The organism is Luteimonas qiangzhengi (assembly GCF_039548515.1).
Classification (GTDB): Bacteria; Pseudomonadota; Gammaproteobacteria; order Xanthomonadales; family Xanthomonadaceae; genus Luteimonas.
In genome coordinates, this window is record NZ_JBCLVE010000011.1 from 98395 (window position 1) to 118901 (window position 20507).

Below are 20507 nucleotides of genomic sequence, written 5' to 3' on the forward strand. Positions count from 1 at the left end.
CGGTCAGATCTCCGAAGCCAGTTCGTCAAGCAGCGCCTTGTGGGTGTCGGCGTTGATCTCGCGCTTGAGCAGGCGCTCGGCGCCGCTCACCGCAAGCAGCGACACCTGGTGGCGCAGCTCCTCGCGGGCACGGGTGGCCGAAGCCTCGATCTCGGCGTCGATCATGGCCTTCTGGCGCAGCCCCTCGGTGACCGCTTCGACCTTGGCGGCCTCGACGATCTGGGTACTGCGCTTGTGCGCCTGGTCGATGATCTCGTTGGCCTTGACACGCGCAGCCTTGAGCTCGGCGTCAGCAGTTTCCTGCGCCTGGGCCAGCGCACGCTGGCTGTTGTCGGCTGCGGCCAGGCCCTCGGCGATCTTCTTCTGCCGCTCTTCAATCGCGTTGAGCAGCGGCGGCCACACGAAGGTGGCGATCAGCCAGATGAAGCCGGCAAAGGCCAACGCCTGGGCTATTAAGGTGAGATTGATATCCATCTTCGTGCTCTGCCTGTATTCGGGGCCCCGGCCTGTAGTGGCCGGGACTGTCCGTGTTGCGACCGGGCGAACCCCGTGGTCCGCCCGATGCCCGTTACTCCGTAACCTTGTCGGTTATACGGCCAGGCCACCAACCAGGAACGGGTTGGCGAAGGCAAACAGCAGGCCGACGGCGACGCTGATGATGAACGGGGCGTCGATCAGGCCGGCGGTGATGAACATGCGCACCTGCAGGACCGGGATCAGCTCCGGCTGGCGGGCGGCGGACTCGAGGAACTTGCCGGCCATGAGGGCCATACCCAGGCCTGCGCCCAGCGCGGCCAGACCGACCATGAGGCCGACAGCCAGGGCAGTCGAGGACTGGACGGAGGCGATGAGAGCGAGTGCGGTTTCCATGGTTGTCTCCAGAACGGCTTGCTAGTTGGTAGTTGAGGTGAGGGTGTAACTGAATCGAAACCGGGATGTTGCGACCGGTCAGTGTGAATCCTCAGCCAGGCTGAGGTAGACGATCGACAGCATCATGAAGATGAAGGCCTGCAGCGGAACGACCAGGATATGGAAGATCATCCAACCCAGGCCGAACACGGCGCCGCCGAGTACACCGATCAGGGCGGAGCCGCCGAGCACCCAGATCAGCAGGAACACGATCTCGCCGCCAAACATGTTGCCGAACAGTCGCATTGCCAGCGAGATCGGCTTGGACAGCCACTCGACGATGTTCAGAAGCAGGTTGGCGGGCATGGCCCACTTGCCGAACGGCGTCACCAGGAAATCCTTGGTGAAGCCGCCGATGCCCTTGGCGCGCAGGCCGAAGAACAGGGTCAGGAAGAACACGCTGATCGACAGGCCCAGGGTGGCGTTGACGTCGGCGGTGGGCACCGGCTTCCAGTACTCCACGCCCACCCACGACAGCGGGACGGAGATGAAGTCCGCGGGGATGAACTTCATCATGTTCATCAGCAGGATCCAGAAGAACAGGGTGATCGCGATCGGCGTCACCAGTTTGCTGGTCCCGTGGTAGGTGTCACGCGCCTGGCGATCGACGAACTCCAGCAGGATTTCGACGAACGCCTGCCACTTGCCGGGCACGCCCGACGTGGCCTTGCGGGTGGCGGCCCAGAACATCAGGAACATGATCGTGCCCAGCACCAGCGCGCCGATCAGGGTATCCACATGCAGCGTCCAGAACCCGCCTTCGCCGACCGATCCGGTCAGGTTCTGCAGGTGATGCTGGATGTAGCTCGAAGGGGTGAGTTCCGCTTCAACCGCCATAAGTCAGTCGTTCCTGCCAGTTAAACGATCCAGTGACACGATTCATCGGCGGGCCGGTGGACCGGCCATCGCCAGCATCTGCGCTGCCAGGGCCACGATGACCCCCAGCACGATAGGCAGCGGAGGAAGGCCCGCGCCAGACATGCCGAACAACAGCGCTCCCACAATCACCGCCCATTTCATCCCGACGCCAGCCACCAGCCGCGCCAGCGCGACCATGCCCGGGCTGACTCCGCCGCCGAGCGCGACAACGCTCGAAAGCCAGCCGCCCACCGCGACCGCGCCGCCGCCCAGCGCCACTGCCAGGGCCCAATCGGGACCCTTGACCAGGAACGCGAGCGCCGCCACTGCAATTGCAATGGCCTGCCAGACAATGGCGCGCCGAACCAGGCGCCGACCTTCGGTGGCAAACGTGGACACTTCAGGAATCCGGATGGTTGGTGAGGGACGGGGCATGATGCGATAACTGCCCCCGGTTAGCCCGAGAATTATAGCAGTCCCGGCGTTTGAGTCACAACCGCCGTCGGTCGTGCGTACTGGCGGCGTTCTGGGGGCGTGTTATGGCAGCGTGTTACGGGGAACTTTGTCCGATCCGCCCTGTCTTACCCTGCGTGCCTGATCTGCTGCGCCTCCTCGTCGGTCCAGCACGCAGATCACACCGAGCCCCGGCCCTCCCGGGGCTCATTTTTTTTGTGCCCGGCGCGCGCCTTTTCACCCGGCGCCCACCGCGCCCTGCGCACCATCGGCCATCCTGAACAAGTACCAAGGATGTCCAATGCCCCCACTTCACCACCTGCGTCCGGCGGCCCTGTTGGCCGCAATCGGCCTGGCAACCGCCGGCATGGCTGCTCCGGCCCACGCCCAGACGGCGGATGACCGCTTCGTCGTTCGCCTGAGCGCCTTCAATCCGGAGGCCGAGCTGGGGTTCGCCGGCAACGGCTCTGTCACCGACGGCAGCGATGTGGCGACTTTCGAATTCGACGAGCGCTTTGACACCAGCCGCTCCTGGCGTCCGCGCGGCGCGGTCGGCTTCCGCTTCAGCGATCGCCAGGCGCTGGTCGCCAACTATTACGATTACCGCCGCAACGAAACATGGGAGTACGGCGGAACCGTTCTGGATGCCGGTTCAATTGGCGCTCCCGCCGAATCGATCGAGGTTCCCGAGGCGCGCATCGATGGTCGTCTGGGCCTGAGCCTGGCCAGCCTGAACTATGAATACAGCTTCATCAGCAACGACACCCTGCAGTGGGGGCTTGGCCTGGGCGTGACCTGGGCGGAGCTGGAGCTGCGCGCGGCTGGCAGCTCGGGCACCACCGACCTGGTGGACGACCAGTTCGAGACGGTGGAGTGGAAGCGCAGCGGATTCTCCCCCGGCTTGCACACCCGGCTCACCTGGATGCCGGCCGAGCGCTGGACCGTGGGCCTGGAAGGCCAGTACCTGAATACCAGCTGGGGCGACTTCCTCGATGAGGACGGGCATTTCGAGCGCGCCGGCCTGTTTGTCGAATACATGGTGAGCCCGCGGGTGGGCGTGCACGTGGGCTACGACTGGTTCCGGCTGAAGCTGGCGGATGATTTCACCGGCACCGCCCGTGCGCCGGACGGCATCGACGCCGGGCCGTTTCCCTATGACGGCCGGGTCACCGGCGACCTGCGGGTGCATGGCCCCATGGCGGGCCTGAGCTTCCGCTTCTGAGCCTGGACGATCCCGCGCGCCGCTCGGCGCGCGGGATTACTTTTTCTTCGGGATGTACAGGTCGGTGATGGTGCCGGCGTAGATTTCGGCCGCCATCGCCACCGACTCGCCGAGGGTGGGATGGGGATGGATGGTGTGGGCGATATCCGCCGCTTCCGCGCCCATCTCGATCGCCAGCGCCGCTTCCGAGATCAGATCGCCGGCGTGTACGCCCACGATCGCCGCGCCGACGATGCGGTTGGTGGCCTCGTCGAACAGCAGCTTGGTGAAGCCTTCGGTACGACCGAGGCCGATGGCGCGCCCGCTGGCCGCCCACGGGAACTTCGCCACCCCGACCTTGATGTTCTTTTCCTTCGCCTCGGTCTCGGTGATTCCCACCCAGGCGATCTCCGGATCGGTGTAGGCGACCGACGGGATCACCCGCGCGACCCACTCTTTCTTCTCACCCGCGGCGACTTCCGCCGCCAGCTTGCCCTCGTGGCTGGCCTTGTGGGCCAGCATCGGCTGGCCGACGATGTCGCCGATGGCGAAGATATGCGCCACGTTGGTGCGCATCTGCCGGTCCACGTTGATGAAGCCGCGCTCGCCGACGCGTACGCCGGCCTTCTCGGCATCGATCTTCTTGCCATTTGGCGTGCGACCCACCGCCACCAGCACCCGGTCGTAGCGCTTGAGTTCGGGAATGCTGTCGCCTTCGAACTCGACCGCAACCCCCTTCTTCTCCGCCTTGGCCTGGACCACCTTGGTCTTCAGGTGCACGGAGACGCCCTGCTTCTTCAGCCGGTCGGCCAGCGGCTTGACCAGATCCCTGTCGGCGCCCGGGATGAGCTGGGTGGCCAGCTCCACCACCGTGACTTCGCTGCCCAGCGCGCGGTACACCGTCGCCATTTCCAGGCCGATGATGCCGCCACCGACCACCAGCAGCTGCTTGGGCACTTCGGCCAGTTCCAGCGCATCGGTCGAATCCATCACCCGCGAATCGTCCCAGGGGAAGCCCGGCAGCTTCATTGCCTGCGAACCGGCGGCGATGATGCACTGCTCGAAGCGCACCAGCGTGGCCTTGCCGTCATCGCCTGCCACTTCGATCTCGTTGGGCGACACAAACCGGCCGGTGCCCTGCACCACGTTGACCTTGCGCTGCTTGGCCATCCCGGCCAGGCCCTTGGTGAGCTGGCCGACCACGTTGTCCTTGTGTCCGCGCAGGGTGTCCAGGGCGATTTTCGGCTTGCCGAATTCAACGCCGTATTCCGCCGCCTGCTGCGCCTGGTCGATCACGGCGGCCGAATGCAGCAGCGCCTTGGAAGGAATGCAGCCCACGTTGAGGCACACTCCGCCCAGCGTGGCGTAGCGTTCGATGAGCACCGTATCCAGCCCGAGGTCCGCGGCGCGGAACGCGGCGGTGTAGCCGCCCGGGCCGGAACCGAGGACCACCATCGCGCATTCCACGTCGGCCTTGCGACCCGACGACGGCGCGGCCTTCACCGGGTCCGGCTCGGCCGGGGCGCGGTGCGAGGTGCCGACCGGCGGCTTGCCGGGCCCGGCTTTTTTGTCTTTCTTGCCCGCCTTATCGGCGCCATTGTCGGCGCTGTCGCCGTCATCCGCGGCCTCCAGCACCACCACCACCTGGCCTTCGGAGACGCTGTCGCCTTCCTTGACCCGCAGCTCCTTGATCACGCCGGCGGCTGGCGAGGGCACTTCCATCGTTGCCTTGTCGGATTCGAGCGTCAGCAGGCCCTGGTCGACGGTGACGGTATCGCCCACCGACACCAGGACCTCAATCACGGGCACATCGGAAAAGTCGCCGATATCGGGGACTTTCACTTCCTGGGAATTGGCCATCACGTGTTCTCCGAAATCAGAGCAGCATCCGCCGCATGTCTTCCAGCAGCTTGGCCAGATAGACGGTGAAGCGCGCGGCGGCGGCGCCGTCGATCACGCGGTGGTCGTAGGACAGCGACAGCGGCAGCATCAGGCGCGGCTTGAACTTGTCGCCATTCCATACCGGCTTCATCGCGGCGCGCGAGACACCGAGAATGGCCACTTCCGGCGCATTGACGATCGGGGTGAAGCTGGTGCCGCCAATGCCGCCCAGCGAGCTGATCGAGAAGCAACCGCCGGACATGTCGGCCGGGCCGAGCTTGCCGTCGCGGGCCTTCTTCGCCAGCTCCGAGGTTTCCTCGGCAATCTGGATCACGCCCTTTTTGTCGCAGTCGCGCACCACCGGCACCACCAGGCCGTTGGGGGTGTCGGCGGCGAAACCGATGTGGAAGTACTTCTTGAGCGTGAGCGTCTCGCCGGCAGCATCCAGCGAGGCGTTGAATTCGGGATACTTCTGCAGCGCGGAAACGCTGGCTTTCATCAGAAAGGCCAGCATGGTCAGCTTGATGCCGGCGCGCTCGTTTTCCTTGTTGAGCTGTTTGCGCAGGTCTTCCAGACCGGTGATATCGGCCTCGTCCTGCTGGGTGACGTGCGGGATCATGGCCCAATTGCGCGCCAGGTTGGCACCGGAGATCTTCTTGATCCGCGACAGTGGCTTCTCTTCGATTTCGCCGAATTTGCTGAAATCCACCTTCGGCCAGGGCAGCAGGTCCAGCCCGCCGCCGCCCGCAGCCGCGGCTTTGCCGGTACCGCCGGCCAGAGCCGACTTCACGAACTTCTGCACGTCCTCACGGGTGATGCGGCCGCCGCGCGCGCCACCCTGCACCTGGCCCAGATCCACGCCCAGCTCGCGCGCAAACAGGCGCACCGCGGGGCTGGCGTAGGGCACCTTGTCCGGCATGACGGCATCGGCATCGAAGCGCACCGGTGGCTTGCCGGCACCTGCCGGGGCGTGGTCGATGGCGGCCTTGGCGATATTGTCCGGCTGCTTGCCCGGCGCGGCAGGCTCCACCGCTGGATCGTCTTCCTTGTCCGCAGGCGCCTGATCTTCAGGCTCGGCGCGTTCGGCAGGTTCCGCATCGGCTGCAGGCTTGGCTTCCGCTTCTGCGGAACCGCCGCCGCCTTCTTCCGCGTCCACTTCAATGGTCGCGACCACGGCGCCTTCGGCGATCTTGTCATCGATGGCGACCTTGAGCTCCTTGACCACGCCCGCGAACGGCGAGGGCACTTCCATCGTGGCCTTGTCGGACTCCAGCGTGACCAGCCCCTGGTCTTTTTCAACGCGGTCGCCCACCGCAACCAGCACCTCGATCACCGGGACATCGTCAAAACCACCGATATCAGGGACACGTGCTTCTTTCAGGTCGGCCATCCGGCGCTCCGCGAATACTAAGGGGGGTCAGCGCCTTATTGTGGACGCATGCGTCCCAGCCGCCAACCAGCAACAGCGCCACTGGATGCGCAGCCCGGGCTTCACCCCACTGCCACGCGCCTGAAGCCGTGGTGAAAGCGAAGGGGGCCGTTTAACGTTTCAGCCAAACGGGATTCATGTGCACTTGGACAGGATGGTCGCGTCCGCCCCGCAGAGGGCGGCGTTGAAACATCATTACAAGAAGAGGAATCCCCCATGACTTTCCTGCACAACAAACTCACCATCGCCGCTGCCCTCGCCCTGCTGGCCAGCCCCGCCGCATTCGCCCAGGACAGCTTCAACCAGACCAGCGACACCGACTACGGCGGCAAGCGCGTCTCCATCGTTGGCGGCGTGACCCTGCTGGAGCCGCACAGCAATCCTGCCGAGGGCATCGATATCGACGGCGGCCCGGCCCCGACCCTGAGCGCCACCTGGCACGTCAACGACAACTGGGGCGTGGAGCTGTGGGGCGCCGCGGACAGCTTCGATCATCGCGTGCGCGGTCCGGAAGGCAAGATCGGCACGGTCGAGCAGCAGCCCATCGCGCTGAGCGGTCAGTATCACTTCGGCCAGGCTGACCAGACCTTCCGTCCGTTTGTGGGGCTGGGTCTTTTCCAGTCCAACATCAGCGATGAGGATCTGAATCCGGGCGGTGACCATGTGAGCCTGGATACGCCGCGCGGTGCGATCGGGACGGTTGGCGTGGATATGAACATCACCCCGACCTGGTTTGCCCGGGCGGATGCGCGCTACATGCGCTCGCGTGCGGATGTGAACGTGGCCGGTGCCTCGACCGGTGATGAGATCAAGCTGGATCCCTGGACGGTTGGCATCGGGCTCGGCGCCCGGTTCTGATCTGATCAGAATTTCAGAACTGAATTTCCGAGCTGATCTTCAGTGATCAAGAGGCGGGCCCAGACGGGTCCGCCTTTTTCATGCGCGCCCAGTGGGCAGGCTCAGTTCGGCTTGACCGGCGGACTCTCGCGCTCGGGCGCCTGGATGCGTTCGCGATGCAGCAGGTAGATGCCGCTGGCTACAATGATTCCCGCCCCCAGCCAGGTCATCCGGTCGGGCAGCACACCCCAAACCGTCAGGTCCATCAGCACCACCCACAGCAATCCGCTGTACTCCAGCGGCGCGATCTGGGAGGCCTCGCCCAGGCGGAATGCGTTGGTCAGCACCACCTGGCCCAGCGCCCCGCTGATGCCCACCATCAGGAAAATCCACAGGTCTTCGCTGCGGATCGGCACCCAGTTGGACCAGGCCAGGACGCCGGCGCCCACCGCCAGCATGGCCAGGAACCAGAACACCATGGCCTCGGTGCTGTCGCGCCGGGCCAGTACCCGCACCGTGATCGAGGCGAACGAATAGCAGATCGAAGCGCCCAGCAGGGCCAGCCCGGCGGTGGTCATCACGCCCGCGCCGGTGGGACGCAGCACTACCAGCACGCCCAGCATGCCAACGCCGATCGCGGCCCAGCGTCGCGGCCCGACCTTTTCGCCCAGGATCGGTACCGCCAGCGCGGTCACCAGCAGCGGCGACACGAACACGATCGAGTAGGCGGTCGCCATCGGCATCCGCGCCAGGCCGTAGACGAACCCGACCATCATCAGGATGCCCAGCACGCCGCGCAGGATATGCAGCGGCCAGTGGATGTGCAGCAGGGTGTGCAGGCGGCGCCGGGCCAGGATCCAGCCAAGCACCAGCGGCAATGCCACCAGGCCGCGCATGGAAGCGACCTGCAGCGGCGGATAGTCCACGCCCAGCCACTTCATGCCGCCGTCCATGAACGCGAACAGCAGCACCGCCAGCAGCATCAGCAGGATTGCGTGACGGCCATTGTCGGAGTGGGCGGGCATCGCGACAGATTAACAGCTGCGCCGTGGATCTTGACCCACCCGGCGGCGGAGGGGATCGTTGTGGGCCCACGTGAATACCGGCCATCCATGACCCCACACCCCGTCTCCGACGATCCCGCTGCCCGCACCCGCCTGTGGCTTGAGCGCGCGGTGATCGGCCTGAACCTGTGCCCGTTCGCCAAGGCGGTGACGGTGCGTGACCAGGTTCGCATGGTGGTATCGGCCGCCACCACGCCGGAGGCGCTGCTTGAAGCCCTGGCCCTCGAGCTGGCCCATCTGCGCGACGTGCCGGCCGATGACACCGACACCACCCTGCTGATCCACCCGCAGGTGCTGGGCGATTTCCTGGATTACAACGACTTCCTCGATCTGGCCGACGCGCTGGTGGAAGACATGGGCCTGGAGGGCGTGCTGCAGGTCGCCAGCTTCCATCCCGATTACCAGTTCAGCGATACCGACCCGGACGACATCACCAACTTCACCAATCGTGCGCCCTACCCCACCCTGCACCTGCTACGCGAAGACAGCGTCAGCCGGGCGGTGGAGGCGTATCCGGACCCGGACGTGATCGTGCAACGCAATCTGGACACGCTGGAACGGCTGGGGCATGAGGGCTGGCGGAAGCTGTTTACCGGCTGAAGCCGCCCGCCAGAGATGAACGTCTGTTGATATGGCGCACGACCACCACAACCACAGCCACGACCACCCCCATTCCCACGCGCCGGAGGTATCCGTGCGCAACGAACGGGTGGTCCTGACCGCGCTGGTCCTGACCGCCTCGTTCATGCTGGTCGAGCTGGTGGGCGGGCTGCTGTCGGGCTCGCTGGCGCTGATCGCCGATGCGGGCCACATGCTCACCGACGCCGCCGCCCTGGCCCTGGCCTGGGTGGGCTTTCGCATCGGCCGCCGCGCGTCCGATTCCCGCCGCACCTTTGGCTACATGCGCATGGAGGTGCTGGCCGGCCTGATCAACGCGCTGACGCTGTTCGCGCTGGTGGCGTGGATCACCTGGGAAGCCGTGCAGCGCCTGCGCCAGCCGGTGGAAGTGCTGGCCGGGCCGATGCTGGCGGTGGCGGTGGTGGGGCTGCTGGTGAACATCGCCGTGTTTGCGATCCTGCACCGGGGCGACCACGACCACGTCAATATTCGCGGTGCGATGCTGCACGTGATCGGCGACATGCTGGGCTCGGTGGCGGCAATCGCCGCGGCCGTCACCATTCACCTGACCGGCTGGATGCCGATCGATCCGCTGCTGTCGGTGCTGGTGTGCCTGCTGATCCTGCGCGCCGCCTGGTCGCTGATGCGCAGCGCCTTCCACATCCTGATGGAGGGGGTGCCGCCCGACATCGACATCCAGGTGCTGCGCCAACACCTGTTGCAGACCGTTCCCGGCGTAGCCCAGGTGCAGCACGTGCACGTGTGGTCGATCACTTCCGGCAAGGTACTGGCCACGCTGGAACTTGGGCTGGCGCCGGGTGCCAATCCGGGCGCCGCGGTTCCGGCGGTCAAACAGGCGCTGGAAGAGCGCTTCGGCATCGGCCATGCAACAGTCGAAGTGCTGTACGACCCGCCCGATCTTCCCGACCTTCCCGCGCCTTGCGCCCTGGATCCCGCTGCAGGCGCGCCGCAGGAATGATCGCCACGGCGCAGCTCTTCCCCAGGCTCAACGACTCCCTGTAGGAGCGCGCCATGCGCGCGAAGCCGCGTGACGTCCGCACTCTGGCAACTCGTGCGGCCGCCGCACCGCTTGAGAAGCAGGAGGGATGCTGCCGGCATTCCGCGCCGGTACCGGAACAAACTCCCTGCCGATTTCGCGGGACCACCGTCACTGTCACGCGGCTTCGCGCGCATGGCGCGCTCCTACTGGGGAGGCGTCTGGAAGATCAGGTCGCGTTCGGCTGCGTCCAGCGAGCGCCACTCGCCTTCGGGCAGGCCGCCCAGCCCCAGCGCGCCGACGTGGCTGCGATGCAGGGTTTCAACGTGGTTGCCCACGGCCGCAAACATACGCCGTACCTGGTGGTAGCGGCCCTCGGTGATGGTCAGCCGGGCGCGGCGTTCGTCCAATGGTTCCAGGTGGGCCGGCTGCAGCGGGGTCTGTTCCGATTCCAGCATCAGCGTGCCGCTGGCAAACAGCGCGGCTTCGTCCCCGCGCAGCGGTTCGGCCAGGGTGGCCTCGTAGGTCTTCGGGATCTGCGAGCGGGGCGAGATGATCCGGTGCAGCAGGGTCCCATCATCCGTCAGCAACAGCAGCCCGGAGGTCTCCCGGTCCAGCCGGCCCACGGTGGACATCAGCGGCTTGCGCAGGCGGAACCTGTCCGGCAGCAGGTCATAGACCAGCGCGCCCGGACCCTTGGTGGAGCAGGTATGGCCCACCGGCTTGTTCAGCATCAACAGCTGGCCCTGCGGCATATCCAGGGGCTCGCCATCAATGCGCACGTCAGCATGCTCCATCCGGTCGTCGGCGTAGAGCACCTCGCCGGCGGCATCGGTGATGCGCCCTTCGCGGAACATCCGTGCCACCTCCCTGCGGCTGCCATAGCCCAGGTTGGCAATCAGGCGGACCAGCTTCATCGCCCAGTCCTCGCCGGCCTGCCGGCCTTGTCAGCGCGGATCACCTTGAAGCCGGCGCGATCGGCTACGACTTCGATCTGGCTGAAGTGTTCGCCCAGCACCTGCTCGTAGGGCAGCTGGCGGTTGGCCACCAGCCACAGACTGCCGCCGGGGGCCAGCGCCTGCGCCGCGGCGGCAATGAACGCGCGGCCGATTTCCGGCCGCGAAGCGCGACCCTGACCGTGGAACGGCGGGTTGCTGATGATCACGTCATAGGTATCCGGCAGACCCGCGGTCACGTCATGCCAGCGGAAATCCAGTGCCACCCGCTCGGTATGCGGGGCCCTGCCCTCACCTGTCCTGCTCTCACCTGTCATGTTGTCGCGCGCCAAGTCCAGCGCACGGGTCTCGGCCTCGTACAGGTGCAGCGAAGTGATCTTCGGGCAGCGCTGCAGCAGCGCGTCGGACAGAAAGCCCCAGCCGGCGCCCAGGTCGGCGGCTCGGCCGGCAAGAGTGTCCGGCAGGTGCTCGGCCAGCAGGGCCGACGCCGGATCAATGCGATCCCAGGCAAACACGCCCGGCCGGCTGATGAAGCGCCCCTCCATCGCGGTACCGCCCAGGATCGGCCGCGGCGCATCCAGCTTGCGCCACTGCGCAGCCAACTCCGCATCCCCGCCACCCGCGTTGGGCCGTACCCAGAACACCCGGCACTTGTGCTTGGGCACCGTATTCACCGGTCCGGCAATACGCACCAGATCGCCTTCAATCGCCTTGGCACCCTCGTTGTTGGGCACGCTGGCAATCACCACCGCGTCTTCGCCCTCGGCGCGGGCCACGGCCTCGGCAAGCAGCGCACGGGCCTCGTCGCGCTGCCGCGGCGGCAGCACCAGCACCAGCGGGTGACGGCTGTCGCCCTGCGGCTGCACGGGGAAACCCGCCCGCTCCAGCGCCTGCGCCTCGGGCTTGAAGCTCTGCTCGCACACCAGCCCCGGCCATGCCGACGGCACCAGCCCATGTCCCTGGCGGGCACGCAGAAACAACGCCCCTGCCTCCGGCCACTGGAGGCGACCGGTGAGGAAGGGCATCAGCAGCGCTTCAAGCGCGGGATCGTCTTGACGTATCGACATGGGGGCGGTGTGCAAAGGAACGGACAGCGATTCTACGTGCACACCGCGCAAACCGGATTTTCATCACCCGGCAACGGCCCTGCCAGCAACGTGGGGCCACACACGTCTGGACTGCAAGGAGATCAACATGCGCGCACTTTTCGTCGGCGGCACCGTGGACAACAGCGAGCTGGACCTGGAAGGGGAAACGCCACCGCTGCGCTGGCCGCCGGATTCAGCTGGGCGCGACCCACGCTATCGACTGCACCAGGTAGGCCAGCGCGATGGATCCGCCGTCTTTGCCGTGTATGCCGCGCCGGAGATGGCTGGCGCCGAGGTGGACCGGGTCATCGAGGAGCGCGCCTACGCCCGGCGGTTTGAAGCCCAGCCGGTGCAACCACGATAGACACGAAAAAGGGCTCCGGCGCAAAAGCCCCGGAGCCCGGTTTTCCGGCCGGCCTCAGCGGGAGCCTGAAACCCGTTCGATGCCGTGATCCGACTCGCGCACCCAGACGTTGATTTCGCGGCCTGCAGCCGTACGACCACCCAGGGTCGGCGCCTGGCCCTCCGGCTGGCGGGGCTCGAACACCACCTGGGAGACGCCGTCCTCCGGCGGGTTCACGTGCACGATGTAGTCGGCCAGCCGCGCGTCCGGCTCGTTCTCGGAAAATGCGGCCAGCGCAGCCGCGATTACCTGCACGCGGCTACCGTCAATTTCCAGCGCCTGGGCTTCGGCTTGCGCGGGCGGCGCAGCGAAGCCGGTAGTGGCGAATGTATTCATGATCAAGAGTCCTGCAAGAAAAAGGGTCTTCATGGGGCTAGTCGAAGCGCGTGCCTTCATGGATCAGCGTGTCCTGCCTGGTCGCAGAATCATACTTGCGGAAGTCGCCGCTGGGTGTGGAGACATAGATCACCGGTCCCCAGTAGCCGCCATCGGCAACGCGCTTGTCCTGCTGTGAGAAGTGGTCGCTGTTGTAGACGTCGTTCGACTTGTCGGTGCGGTTGCCGCTGCCGTCGGTGTAGTCCGCATGGCCGTGGTACGCACCTTCCAGCGCCATGCCTTCCGGCTGCGGCACCTGGCCGGGATTGAAGCCGTCCAGCGTGCCGCCCATCGGCGTGCTGATGAAGAACTGCCCATCGGCGCTCTCGAACACCAGCCCGCCATTTTCCAGATTCGCTTCGATCGACAGCGGATTGGAGTAATGCATCATCTCGATCGCGGCGATGTCAGCGCTGGCAAATGGCCCCAGCGCGGTGCCCGGCGCCACCAGCGGAGCGATCTCCGCCACCTGCACCGGCACAGCACGGCTGTCGGCGATGGCCTGCGCGCCGGCCTGGGCCAGGGCGTCGTCGGTCAACTGCCCGCCGCGCTCCTGCGTCGCGATGAGGTCATAGGCCATTTCCAGCTGCGCGCCGGTGGCGCCGGGCGCGGTGAGGCGCTCGGCCAACTGCTGATAACGCACATCGTCACGCGCCTGCTGATTGGCGTTGATGCTGGTTGCAGCATCAAGGGCATGCGGGGTAGCTGCGGATACGGTCACGGGCGGATTCCATTCGGCAAAGATGCGTTGACCGTATCGCCGGCGCGCAGCCGGCAACAAGCTGGGGCCTGCCCTAGACGGGGCCGGCCCTAGGGCGGGTCAACCCTGCAATTCACGCAGGGTGACCGAAGGCGGCGCGTCCAGCACGCGGCGGGTGGCGAACAGACCGGCGGCCAGGGTCACCAGCATGCCGAGGGCCCCACCGAAGGCCGCCATCAGCCAGTTCGGCGACCACGGCAGGTCGAACACCCGCGTGGCCACCAGCCCCGACAGTACCGAGGCGGCAATTGCGGCCACCAGGCCGGCGAGCAGGCCGATCGCGGCGAATTCGGACACCTGGGCAAGCCGCAGCTGGCGGCGGCTGCCACCCAGCACGCGCATCACGCCGCCTTCCAGCAGGCGCTCGTCCTGGCTGGCGCTGACCGCGGCCAGCAGCACCAGCACCCCGGCCGCCAGCGAGAACCAGAACACTGCCTGCACCACCACCGACACCTGGTCGGCGGTGCTGCGCACCTGGGCCAGCACCGCGTCGATGTCGATCACCGACAGGTTGGGGAAGCGGGCTACCAGGTCGGCCGTAAAGCGCGGGCTGTCTGCCGGCACGCTGACCGCGGTGATCCAGCTGGCCGGATAGCCGTCGAGCGCGCCCTGCGAGGCCAGTACGAAGAAGTTCGGCCGGAAGCTCTCCCACTCCACCGCCCGCAGGCTGGTGATTGGCGCCTCGATACGCTGGCCGGCAATATCGAACGTGACCCGGTCGCCCACCTTCCAGCCAAGCTGGCTGGCGAAGTTTTCCTCCACGGAAAACTCCGGTGCCGTCGGCGTGCCCTGCCAGAACCGTCCGCCGGTCACCTTGTTGTCATCGCGCAGCGAGTCGGCCATCGACAGGTTGAACTCGCGCTCTGCACGACGTCGCGTCTGCGGGTCTTCACCAGCGTAGGTGTCCGCGCTGACCGGCTCGCCATTCAGGGCCACATAGCGCGCCCGGATCATCGGGAACAGCTCCGGTTCGGCCACACCCTGGTCGGCGATGAACCCGCGCAGCGCATCCATCTGGTGCTGCTGCACGTTGACGATGAACCGGTTGGGCGCCTCTTCAGCCAGGGCCAGCTGCCAGCGGTCCAACAGGTCGGTGCGCACGAAGGTCAGCAGCAGCAGCGCCATCAGTCCCAGCCCCAGCGCCGCCACCTGGGCCACGCTGGTGCCGGGGCGGCGGCTGACGTTGGCCAGGCCGTAACGAAGGCTGCCCCGCAGGCGCGAACGCAACCGTCGCACCGCCACGATCAGCCCCCAGGCCAGCAGCGCCAGCACCGCCAAGGTGGCAAGGATCCCGCCAAGCATCGCCGAGGCCAGTGCCGGCGACCCGGCCTTGAGCCACAGGAGCGCCCCCAGCCCGATCAGCGCGGCCAGGCCAACCATCCACGCCCCCGGTTCCACCGGATCCAGGTCACGTCGCAGCACCCGCAGCGCCGGCACCCGGCGCAGCGCCAGCACCGGCGGCGCGCCAAACGCCATCAGCACCACCAGGCCCACCGCATAGCCTTCCAGTACCGGCATCCAGCCGGTGGACGGCAGCGGCAGCCCGAGCGCCTGCGAGACCCAGTTGGCCACCAGCCACTGCAGCCCGAAGGCCAGCGCCACGCCCACCGTGCACGCCAGCAGGCCCAGCAGCACCAGCTCGCCCACGTGGATGCCCACCAGCGTGCGCTGGCTGGCGCCCAGGCAGCGCATCACCGCCGCACCGGACAGGTGCCGTTCGCTGTGGCGGCGCGCGGCCATGGCCACCGCCACCGCCGCCAGCACCACGGACACCATGGCCGCCAGGCCAAGGAAGCGACCGGCGCGGTCCAGCGCAGAGCGCACTTCCGGCCGCCCGTCTTCAATAGTTTCTATCCGCTGCCCGCGCTGCAGATTGTCGCGGGCCCGGGCGACGAAGCCTTCCACCGCATCCGCATCGCCGGCCACCACCAGCCGGTAGCGCGCGCGGCTGCCTTCCTGCAGCAGCCCGGTCGCGGGCAGGTCGGCCAGATTCAGAAACACCTTCGGGGCCACGTTGAAATAGTCGATCGACGCGTCCGGCTCCGCCGTTACCAGTCCTGCCAGCTGCAGACTGAGCTCGCCCACGCCGATCTCCGCACCCACCTCAACGCCAAGCTGGTCAGCGCCGGCACGGCTCATCCACGCCGTGCCAGGCGCCGGCACCCCGACGGCTTCGCGCTCTTCGCCGCCTGGCACGTCCACCAGGCAAAATGCACCGCGCAACGGATAGCCTTCGCCCAGCGCGCGCAGGTCGCCCAGGCGCGGATCCGCTGCGCTGCCGCCCGCATCGCCGAGGACCCGGATCATGCTGTCCAGCTCAACGGTTTCGGTCTGGTCCAGTTCTGCAGCACGCACCGCGGCGCGCAGGGTTTCATCGATCGGCGCGTTGGAGCGCACGATCGCATCGCCGCCCAGCAGCCGATTGGCCTCAGCCACCAGCGCGCGCCCGGCGCGGTCGGTGATGAAACCCACCGCGCTCACCGCCACCACCGCCAGTACCAGCGCGGCCAGCATGATCCGCACCTCGCCGGCGACCAGGTCGCGCCGCAGCTGGGTCCAGGCCAGGCGTGCCGTCCTCATGCGTCCGGCACCAGCCGTCCGCTGTCCAGCCGCAGCACCCGCTTGCAGCGCTCGGCCAGGTGGTCATCGTGGGTCACCAGCACCAGGGTGGTGCCGGCATCGGCGTTCATCGCAAACAGCAGCTCGATCACCTGCTGCCCGGTGCGCGTATCCAGATTGCCGGTGGGCTCGTCGGCAAACAGCAGCGACGGCCGGGTCACGAAGGCCCGGGCCAGTGCCACCCGCTGCTGCTCTCCGCCGGAAAGCTGGCGCGGATAGTGACCCAGGCGCTCGCCCAGGCCCACCTTGCGCAGCACCTCTTCGGCGGGTCCGCGCACCTCGCCATCGCCGCGCAGCTCCAGCGGCAGCATCACGTTTTCCAGCGCGCTCAGCGACGGCAGCAGCTGGAAATTCTGGAATACAAAGCCGACCTTTTCCGCCCGCACCGCCGCCCGGCCATCTTCGTCCAGCACCGACAGCGGCTGGCCGTCCAGCACCACTTCACCGGCGCTGGGAATATCCAAACCGGCCAGCAGCGACAGCAGCGTGCTCTTGCCCGATCCCGACGCGCCGACGATGGCCACGGTGTCACCATGCTCGACATGGAACCCGACCTCGTCGAGGATGGTCAGATCGCCCGAGGGCAGCGGCACGCGCTTGCCAAGCGCGGACACTTCGAGCACATAGCGGGTGTCGGTTTGCGCCGGAATCGTATCGGCCATTGAGGATCCTGCCGGGTCCGGCTGGAAAAAAAGGTAGATCGCAATGATCGCAGGATATCCGCCGCGGCGGGGCTGGTTGCAGTGGGCCACAGGCGCCCTGTTGATGCTCGGCTGCGCGCTGGCCCAGGCGCAGCCTTCGGCGCAGGCCGCTTTGGATGAAGACGCCCACACCATCCTGGTGATGGGCGATTCGCTCTCGGCCGGCTATGGCATGGCGGCCGAAGACGGCTGGGTATCGCTGCTGGCAGAACAGCTCGCCACCCGCCAGCCGGACTGGCGCGTGGTCAACGCAAGCATCAGCGGCGAGACCAGCGCAGGCGGCGCGGCACGGATCATCGCCGAAGCCTGGCGCCACCAGCCCGATGTGGTGGTGATTGCGCTGGGCGCCAACGACGGACTGCGTGGCCTGCCGCTGGCCGAAATGCGGCGCAACCTGGCACGCATGATCGGCGTGGCCCGGCACGTGGATGCGCAGGTGCTGCTGGTGGGCATGCGCATGCCGCCCAACCTGGGAGCCGACTACACCCGCGGGTTCGAACAGGTCTATCGCGACCTGGCCGAACTGTTCGATATCACCCTGCTGCCCTTCCTGCTCGACCCCATCGCGCTGGATCCGGACGCCTACCAGCAGGACAACCTGCACCCCACCGAGGCCGCCCAGCCGCGCATCCTCAGGCACGTCACGCCGGTCCTGCTACCTCTGCTGGCACCGCAACCATGACCCACCAACCTGGTTGAACCCGGTCTGCCGTGCCGCCAGACTGCAAGCAACGCGGCCACCCAATCCAAGGAGCACCCCATGAAAGCACTCCTGACTTCGTTTGCCCTGGCCCTCACGCTCTCCCTTGCAGGCTGCGCCACGGCGCCATACGCCGCCAACCCCGACGCACCGCGCTCCCTGGCCGAAGAAGGCCCGGTCACCGTTGAGTGGACCGACCCCGAGCAGTTCACCGAGATTCTGCACAGCCGTAACCGCTGGGAAGCCCGCCGTGGCACCTGGGTGCAGGACCTGGCCACCCACCTGCGCGACAGCGCCGCGGAGCGGATCGCACCGGGCGAGCGCCTGCATTTCAGGATCACCGACATCCGCCGCGCCGGTGATTTCGAACCTGGCCGCTCGCGGGGGCAGATGGATCACGTACGGATCATGCGCGACATCTACTGGCCGCGAATGAGCCTGGAGCTCGCCCATTACGACGCGGCCGGCACGCTCGTTGCCAGCGGCGAGTACCGGCTCAGCGATCCTTCCTACCTGTCCTCGCACGCCTTCCACCGCACCAACACCGACCCGCTGCGCTACGAGAAAGCCATGATCGACCGCTGGCTGCAACAGGAGTTTGGACGGGTGCGCTAGCGCACCACATCCAGGAAATGCAGGTGGCGCTGGTATTGGTCCAGCACGTCGTGGATCATTTCCTCGCGCTGCCAGCCCATCACATCGTAGCCCTGTCCGCCCTCACGCAGATGCACTTCTGCGCGCCAACCCTCGGGGCCGCCCCGCCGGCGGCGCGGGTCGGACAGCACGAACGTCGGGGGATCGTAGGCCTGCAGATGCACTGAATAGAAGAAGTCCATTTCTTCCCCGTGCCCGACCCGCAGCCAAGTCCGTCCGCCACCCTGGTCATCGCTTTCAACCCGCGCCTGTACGCCCTGCGCCCCCAGTTCCGCCGCGACAGCGTCCAGTGCCGGACGCACCTGGCTGGCCAGGAACTCCACCACCTCGCCCCTGCCCGGCTGGTTGACCAGCCCGCGCAATCGGGTCTGCCAGCGACCTGCCGCGGCGCCCTGCGGCAGTGGCCGGGCCTCACGGATGCTGGCCTGCTTCATGTTGTCCAGGCGCATGGCCCGCAGCAGGCCCCAGCACATCAGCATCATGATGATGGTGAATGGCAGCGCGCTGGCGATGGTGGCCGCCTGCAGCGCGCCCAGCCCGCCGGCGATCAGCAGGGCAATCGCCACCGCGCCTTCCAGCAGCGCCCAGAAGATCCGCTGCCAGGTGGGTGACTGTTCCTCGCCCTTGGAGGTCAGCATATCGATCACCAGCGAACCGGAGTCGGACGAGGTCACGAAGAAGATCACCACCAGCAGCGTGGCCAGGGTCGACGTTGCTGCGGTGAGCGGCAGCTCCTCCAGGAACCGGAAGAGCGCCACTGAAGCATCCGCCGCCACCGCATCCGACAGCCCGGTGATGCCCTCTATCGCCACCATATGCAGCGCGGTATTTCCGTAAATGGTCATCCACAGGAAGGTGAAGCCCAGCGGCACCAGCAGCACGCCCGCCACGAACTCGCGCACCGTGCGTCCGCGCGAGATGCGGGCGATGAACATGCCCACGAACGGCGACCACGCGATCCACCAGCCCCAGTAAAACAGCGTCCAGCCACCAATCCAGCTGGTTGGCTCATAGGCATAGAGGTTGAACGTCATCGAGAACAGGTTGGACACGTACATGCCGGTGTTCTGCACGAACATCTGCAGCAGGTGCACGGTCGGCCCGGCGAGCAGCACGAACACCATCAGCGCCACCGCCATAAGCATGTTGAGCTCGGACAGCCGGCGGACGCCCTTGTCCAGCCCGCTGACCACCGAGGCGGTAGCGATCAGAGTGATGACGGTGATCAGGATCACCTGCACCAGCACGCTGACCTCGATCCCCAGCAGGTAGTTGAGCCCTGCGTTGATCTGGATCACCCCAAAGCCCAGCGAGGTGGCCAGGCCGAACATGGTGCCCAGTACTGCGAAGGTATCCACCGCATGGCCGATCGGCCCGTGGATGCGATCGCCGATCAGCGGGAACAGGGACGAACGGATCCGCAGCGGCAGCCCGTGCCGATAGGCGAAGTACGCCAGCGATAGCGCCACCACCCCGTAGATCGCCCAGGCATGGATGCCCCAGTGGAAGAAGGTGATGCGCATCGACTGGCGTGCGGCGGCCACCGTCATCGGATCCCCCACTGGCGGATCCACGTAGTGCATCACCGGCTCGGCCACGCCGAAGAACATCAGCCCGATGCCCATGCCGGCCGCGAACAGCATCGCGAACCAGGTGGTGTAGCTGTAATCGGGCTGGCTGTGGTCCGGGCCGAGCCTGATCTTCCCAAGGCTGCTGACTGCCAGGCCGACGATGAACACCAGGAACCCGGCCACCGCCAGGATCGTGAACCAGCCGGCTTCCTGGCCTACCCAAGCCTGCGCCGCGGTGAACATCGCCTCCGCCTGCGTGGGAACGAGGAACGACATCGCCACCAGTACCGCCACCAGGGCAGCCGCCGGGTAGAACACCGGCGCCAGGATCGATGCGCGTGGGCGGGACTCCTGTTCCGCTGGTCCGCGTGTCTGGCTCATCAGTCCTTCCCGGCCCATGAAAGCGGCTTAGGCTACAGTCTGCGCACCTTCA

21 protein-coding genes are annotated in these 20507 nt (G+C 66.9%); 7 read left to right on the plus strand and 14 right to left on the minus strand.

What is annotated here, in order from left to right; all coding sequences use genetic code 11:
• Positions 1–3: 3 nt before the first annotated feature.
• The 4 genes from WCE59_RS10055 to WCE59_RS10070 all read right to left on the minus strand — a co-directional run bounded on the left by WCE59_RS10055 (position 4) and on the right by WCE59_RS10070 (position 2166).
• Positions 4–474 (minus strand): F0F1 ATP synthase subunit B, encoded by a 471-nt coding sequence (locus WCE59_RS10055; protein ID WP_343258631.1) that lies wholly within the window; start codon positions 472–474, stop codon positions 4–6.
• A 114-nt stretch (positions 475–588) separates the two neighbouring features.
• Positions 589–870 carry a F0F1 ATP synthase subunit C gene (atpE, locus tag WCE59_RS10060; RefSeq protein WP_343258632.1) on the minus strand — a complete coding sequence of 94 codons (282 nt, stop codon included), beginning with the start codon at positions 868–870 and terminating at the stop codon, positions 589–591.
• Between the two features lie 78 nt (positions 871–948).
• Complete coding sequence (gene atpB, locus WCE59_RS10065; protein ID WP_343258633.1) at positions 949–1746, minus strand: F0F1 ATP synthase subunit A; 798 nt, start codon at positions 1744–1746, stop codon at positions 949–951.
• A gap of 42 nt (positions 1747–1788) precedes the next feature.
• Positions 1789–2166: a hypothetical protein gene (locus WCE59_RS10070; RefSeq protein ID WP_343258634.1), complete on the minus strand. Its 378-nt coding sequence runs from the start codon at positions 2164–2166 to the stop codon at positions 1789–1791.
• Between the two features lie 355 nt (positions 2167–2521).
• On the opposite strand from WCE59_RS10070, the gene WCE59_RS10075 reads away from it, so the two are divergent.
• Complete coding sequence (locus WCE59_RS10075; RefSeq protein ID WP_343258635.1) at positions 2522–3442, plus strand: hypothetical protein; 921 nt, start codon at positions 2522–2524, stop codon at positions 3440–3442.
• A gap of 36 nt (positions 3443–3478) precedes the next feature.
• On the opposite strand, the gene lpdA is transcribed toward WCE59_RS10075, so the two are convergent.
• Together lpdA and WCE59_RS10085 are read right to left on the minus strand one after the other, a co-directional pair.
• Positions 3479–5281, minus strand: a complete 1803-nt coding sequence (gene lpdA, locus WCE59_RS10080) for a dihydrolipoyl dehydrogenase (RefSeq protein ID WP_343258636.1) — start codon at positions 5279–5281, stop codon at positions 3479–3481.
• 16 nt (positions 5282–5297) lie between these two features.
• Positions 5298–6692, minus strand: a complete 1395-nt coding sequence (locus WCE59_RS10085; RefSeq protein WP_343258637.1) for a dihydrolipoyllysine-residue acetyltransferase — start codon at positions 6690–6692, stop codon at positions 5298–5300.
• Between the two features lie 255 nt (positions 6693–6947).
• On the opposite strand from WCE59_RS10085, the gene WCE59_RS10090 reads away from it, so the two are divergent.
• Entirely contained in the window at positions 6948–7589 is a 642-nt protein-coding gene (locus tag WCE59_RS10090; protein WP_343258638.1) for an OmpW/AlkL family protein, read from the plus strand.
• A 101-nt stretch (positions 7590–7690) separates the two neighbouring features.
• On the opposite strand, the gene WCE59_RS10095 is transcribed toward WCE59_RS10090, so the two are convergent.
• Positions 7691–8593 carry a DMT family transporter gene (locus WCE59_RS10095; protein ID WP_343258639.1) on the minus strand — a complete coding sequence of 301 codons (903 nt, stop codon included), beginning with the start codon at positions 8591–8593 and terminating at the stop codon, positions 7691–7693.
• Positions 8594–8680: 87 nt separating this feature from the next.
• Here WCE59_RS10095 and WCE59_RS10100 point away from each other — a divergent pair, with 87 nt between their 5' ends.
• A complete protein-coding gene (locus WCE59_RS10100; RefSeq protein ID WP_343258640.1) occupies positions 8681–9232 on the plus strand; it encodes a DUF1415 domain-containing protein in 552 nt (183 codons plus the stop codon).
• Positions 9233–9326: 94 nt separating this feature from the next.
• Entirely contained in the window at positions 9327–10229 is a 903-nt protein-coding gene (locus WCE59_RS10105; protein ID WP_343258641.1) for a cation diffusion facilitator family transporter, read from the plus strand.
• Positions 10230–10453: 224 nt separating this feature from the next.
• On the opposite strand, the gene WCE59_RS10110 is transcribed toward WCE59_RS10105, so the two are convergent.
• Both WCE59_RS10110 and WCE59_RS10115 read right to left on the minus strand, forming a co-directional pair.
• A complete protein-coding gene (locus WCE59_RS10110; RefSeq protein WP_343258642.1) occupies positions 10454–11164 on the minus strand; it encodes a pseudouridine synthase in 711 nt (236 codons plus the stop codon).
• Positions 11161–12270, minus strand: coding sequence for a class I SAM-dependent methyltransferase (locus tag WCE59_RS10115; protein WP_343258643.1), 1110 nt, complete (start codon positions 12268–12270; stop codon positions 11161–11163). Before WCE59_RS10115 ends, WCE59_RS10110 begins: the two co-directional genes overlap by 4 nt.
• A 127-nt stretch (positions 12271–12397) precedes the next feature.
• Between WCE59_RS10115 and WCE59_RS10120 the strand changes: the two genes are divergently transcribed.
• Complete coding sequence (locus WCE59_RS10120; protein WP_343258644.1) at positions 12398–12655, plus strand: hypothetical protein; 258 nt, start codon at positions 12398–12400, stop codon at positions 12653–12655.
• 54 nt (positions 12656–12709) lie between these two features.
• Here WCE59_RS10120 and WCE59_RS10125 read toward each other — a convergent pair whose 3' ends face one another.
• From WCE59_RS10125 to WCE59_RS10140, 4 genes are all read right to left on the minus strand, one after another.
• Positions 12710–13030 carry a hypothetical protein gene (locus WCE59_RS10125; protein WP_343258645.1) on the minus strand — a complete coding sequence of 107 codons (321 nt, stop codon included), beginning with the start codon at positions 13028–13030 and terminating at the stop codon, positions 12710–12712.
• 37 nt (positions 13031–13067) lie between these two features.
• Positions 13068–13790 carry a DUF4329 domain-containing protein gene (locus WCE59_RS10130; RefSeq protein ID WP_343258646.1) on the minus strand — a complete coding sequence of 241 codons (723 nt, stop codon included), beginning with the start codon at positions 13788–13790 and terminating at the stop codon, positions 13068–13070.
• Positions 13791–13889: 99 nt separating this feature from the next.
• Entirely contained in the window at positions 13890–16409 is a 2520-nt protein-coding gene (locus WCE59_RS10135) for an ABC transporter permease (protein ID WP_343258647.1), read from the minus strand.
• The gene (locus tag WCE59_RS10140) at positions 16406–17110 is read right to left on the minus strand and encodes an ABC transporter ATP-binding protein (protein ID WP_343258648.1); all 705 of its coding nucleotides are present in this window, start codon (positions 17108–17110) and stop codon (positions 16406–16408) included. Before WCE59_RS10140 ends, WCE59_RS10135 begins: the two co-directional genes overlap by 4 nt.
• Positions 17111–17153: 43 nt before the next feature.
• Here WCE59_RS10140 and WCE59_RS10145 point away from each other — a divergent pair, with 43 nt between their 5' ends.
• Together WCE59_RS10145 and WCE59_RS10150 are read left to right on the plus strand one after the other, a co-directional pair.
• Positions 17154–17831 carry an arylesterase gene (locus tag WCE59_RS10145; protein WP_343258649.1) on the plus strand — a complete coding sequence of 226 codons (678 nt, stop codon included), beginning with the start codon at positions 17154–17156 and terminating at the stop codon, positions 17829–17831.
• A 78-nt stretch (positions 17832–17909) separates the two neighbouring features.
• The gene (locus tag WCE59_RS10150) at positions 17910–18464 is read left to right on the plus strand and encodes a DUF3016 domain-containing protein (protein WP_343258650.1); all 555 of its coding nucleotides are present in this window, start codon (positions 17910–17912) and stop codon (positions 18462–18464) included.
• On the opposite strand, the gene WCE59_RS10155 is transcribed toward WCE59_RS10150, so the two are convergent.
• A complete protein-coding gene (locus tag WCE59_RS10155; protein ID WP_343258651.1) occupies positions 18461–20455 on the minus strand; it encodes a BCCT family transporter in 1995 nt (664 codons plus the stop codon). The genes WCE59_RS10150 and WCE59_RS10155 overlap by 4 nt on opposite strands.
• Positions 20456–20507: the final 52 nt, after the last annotated feature.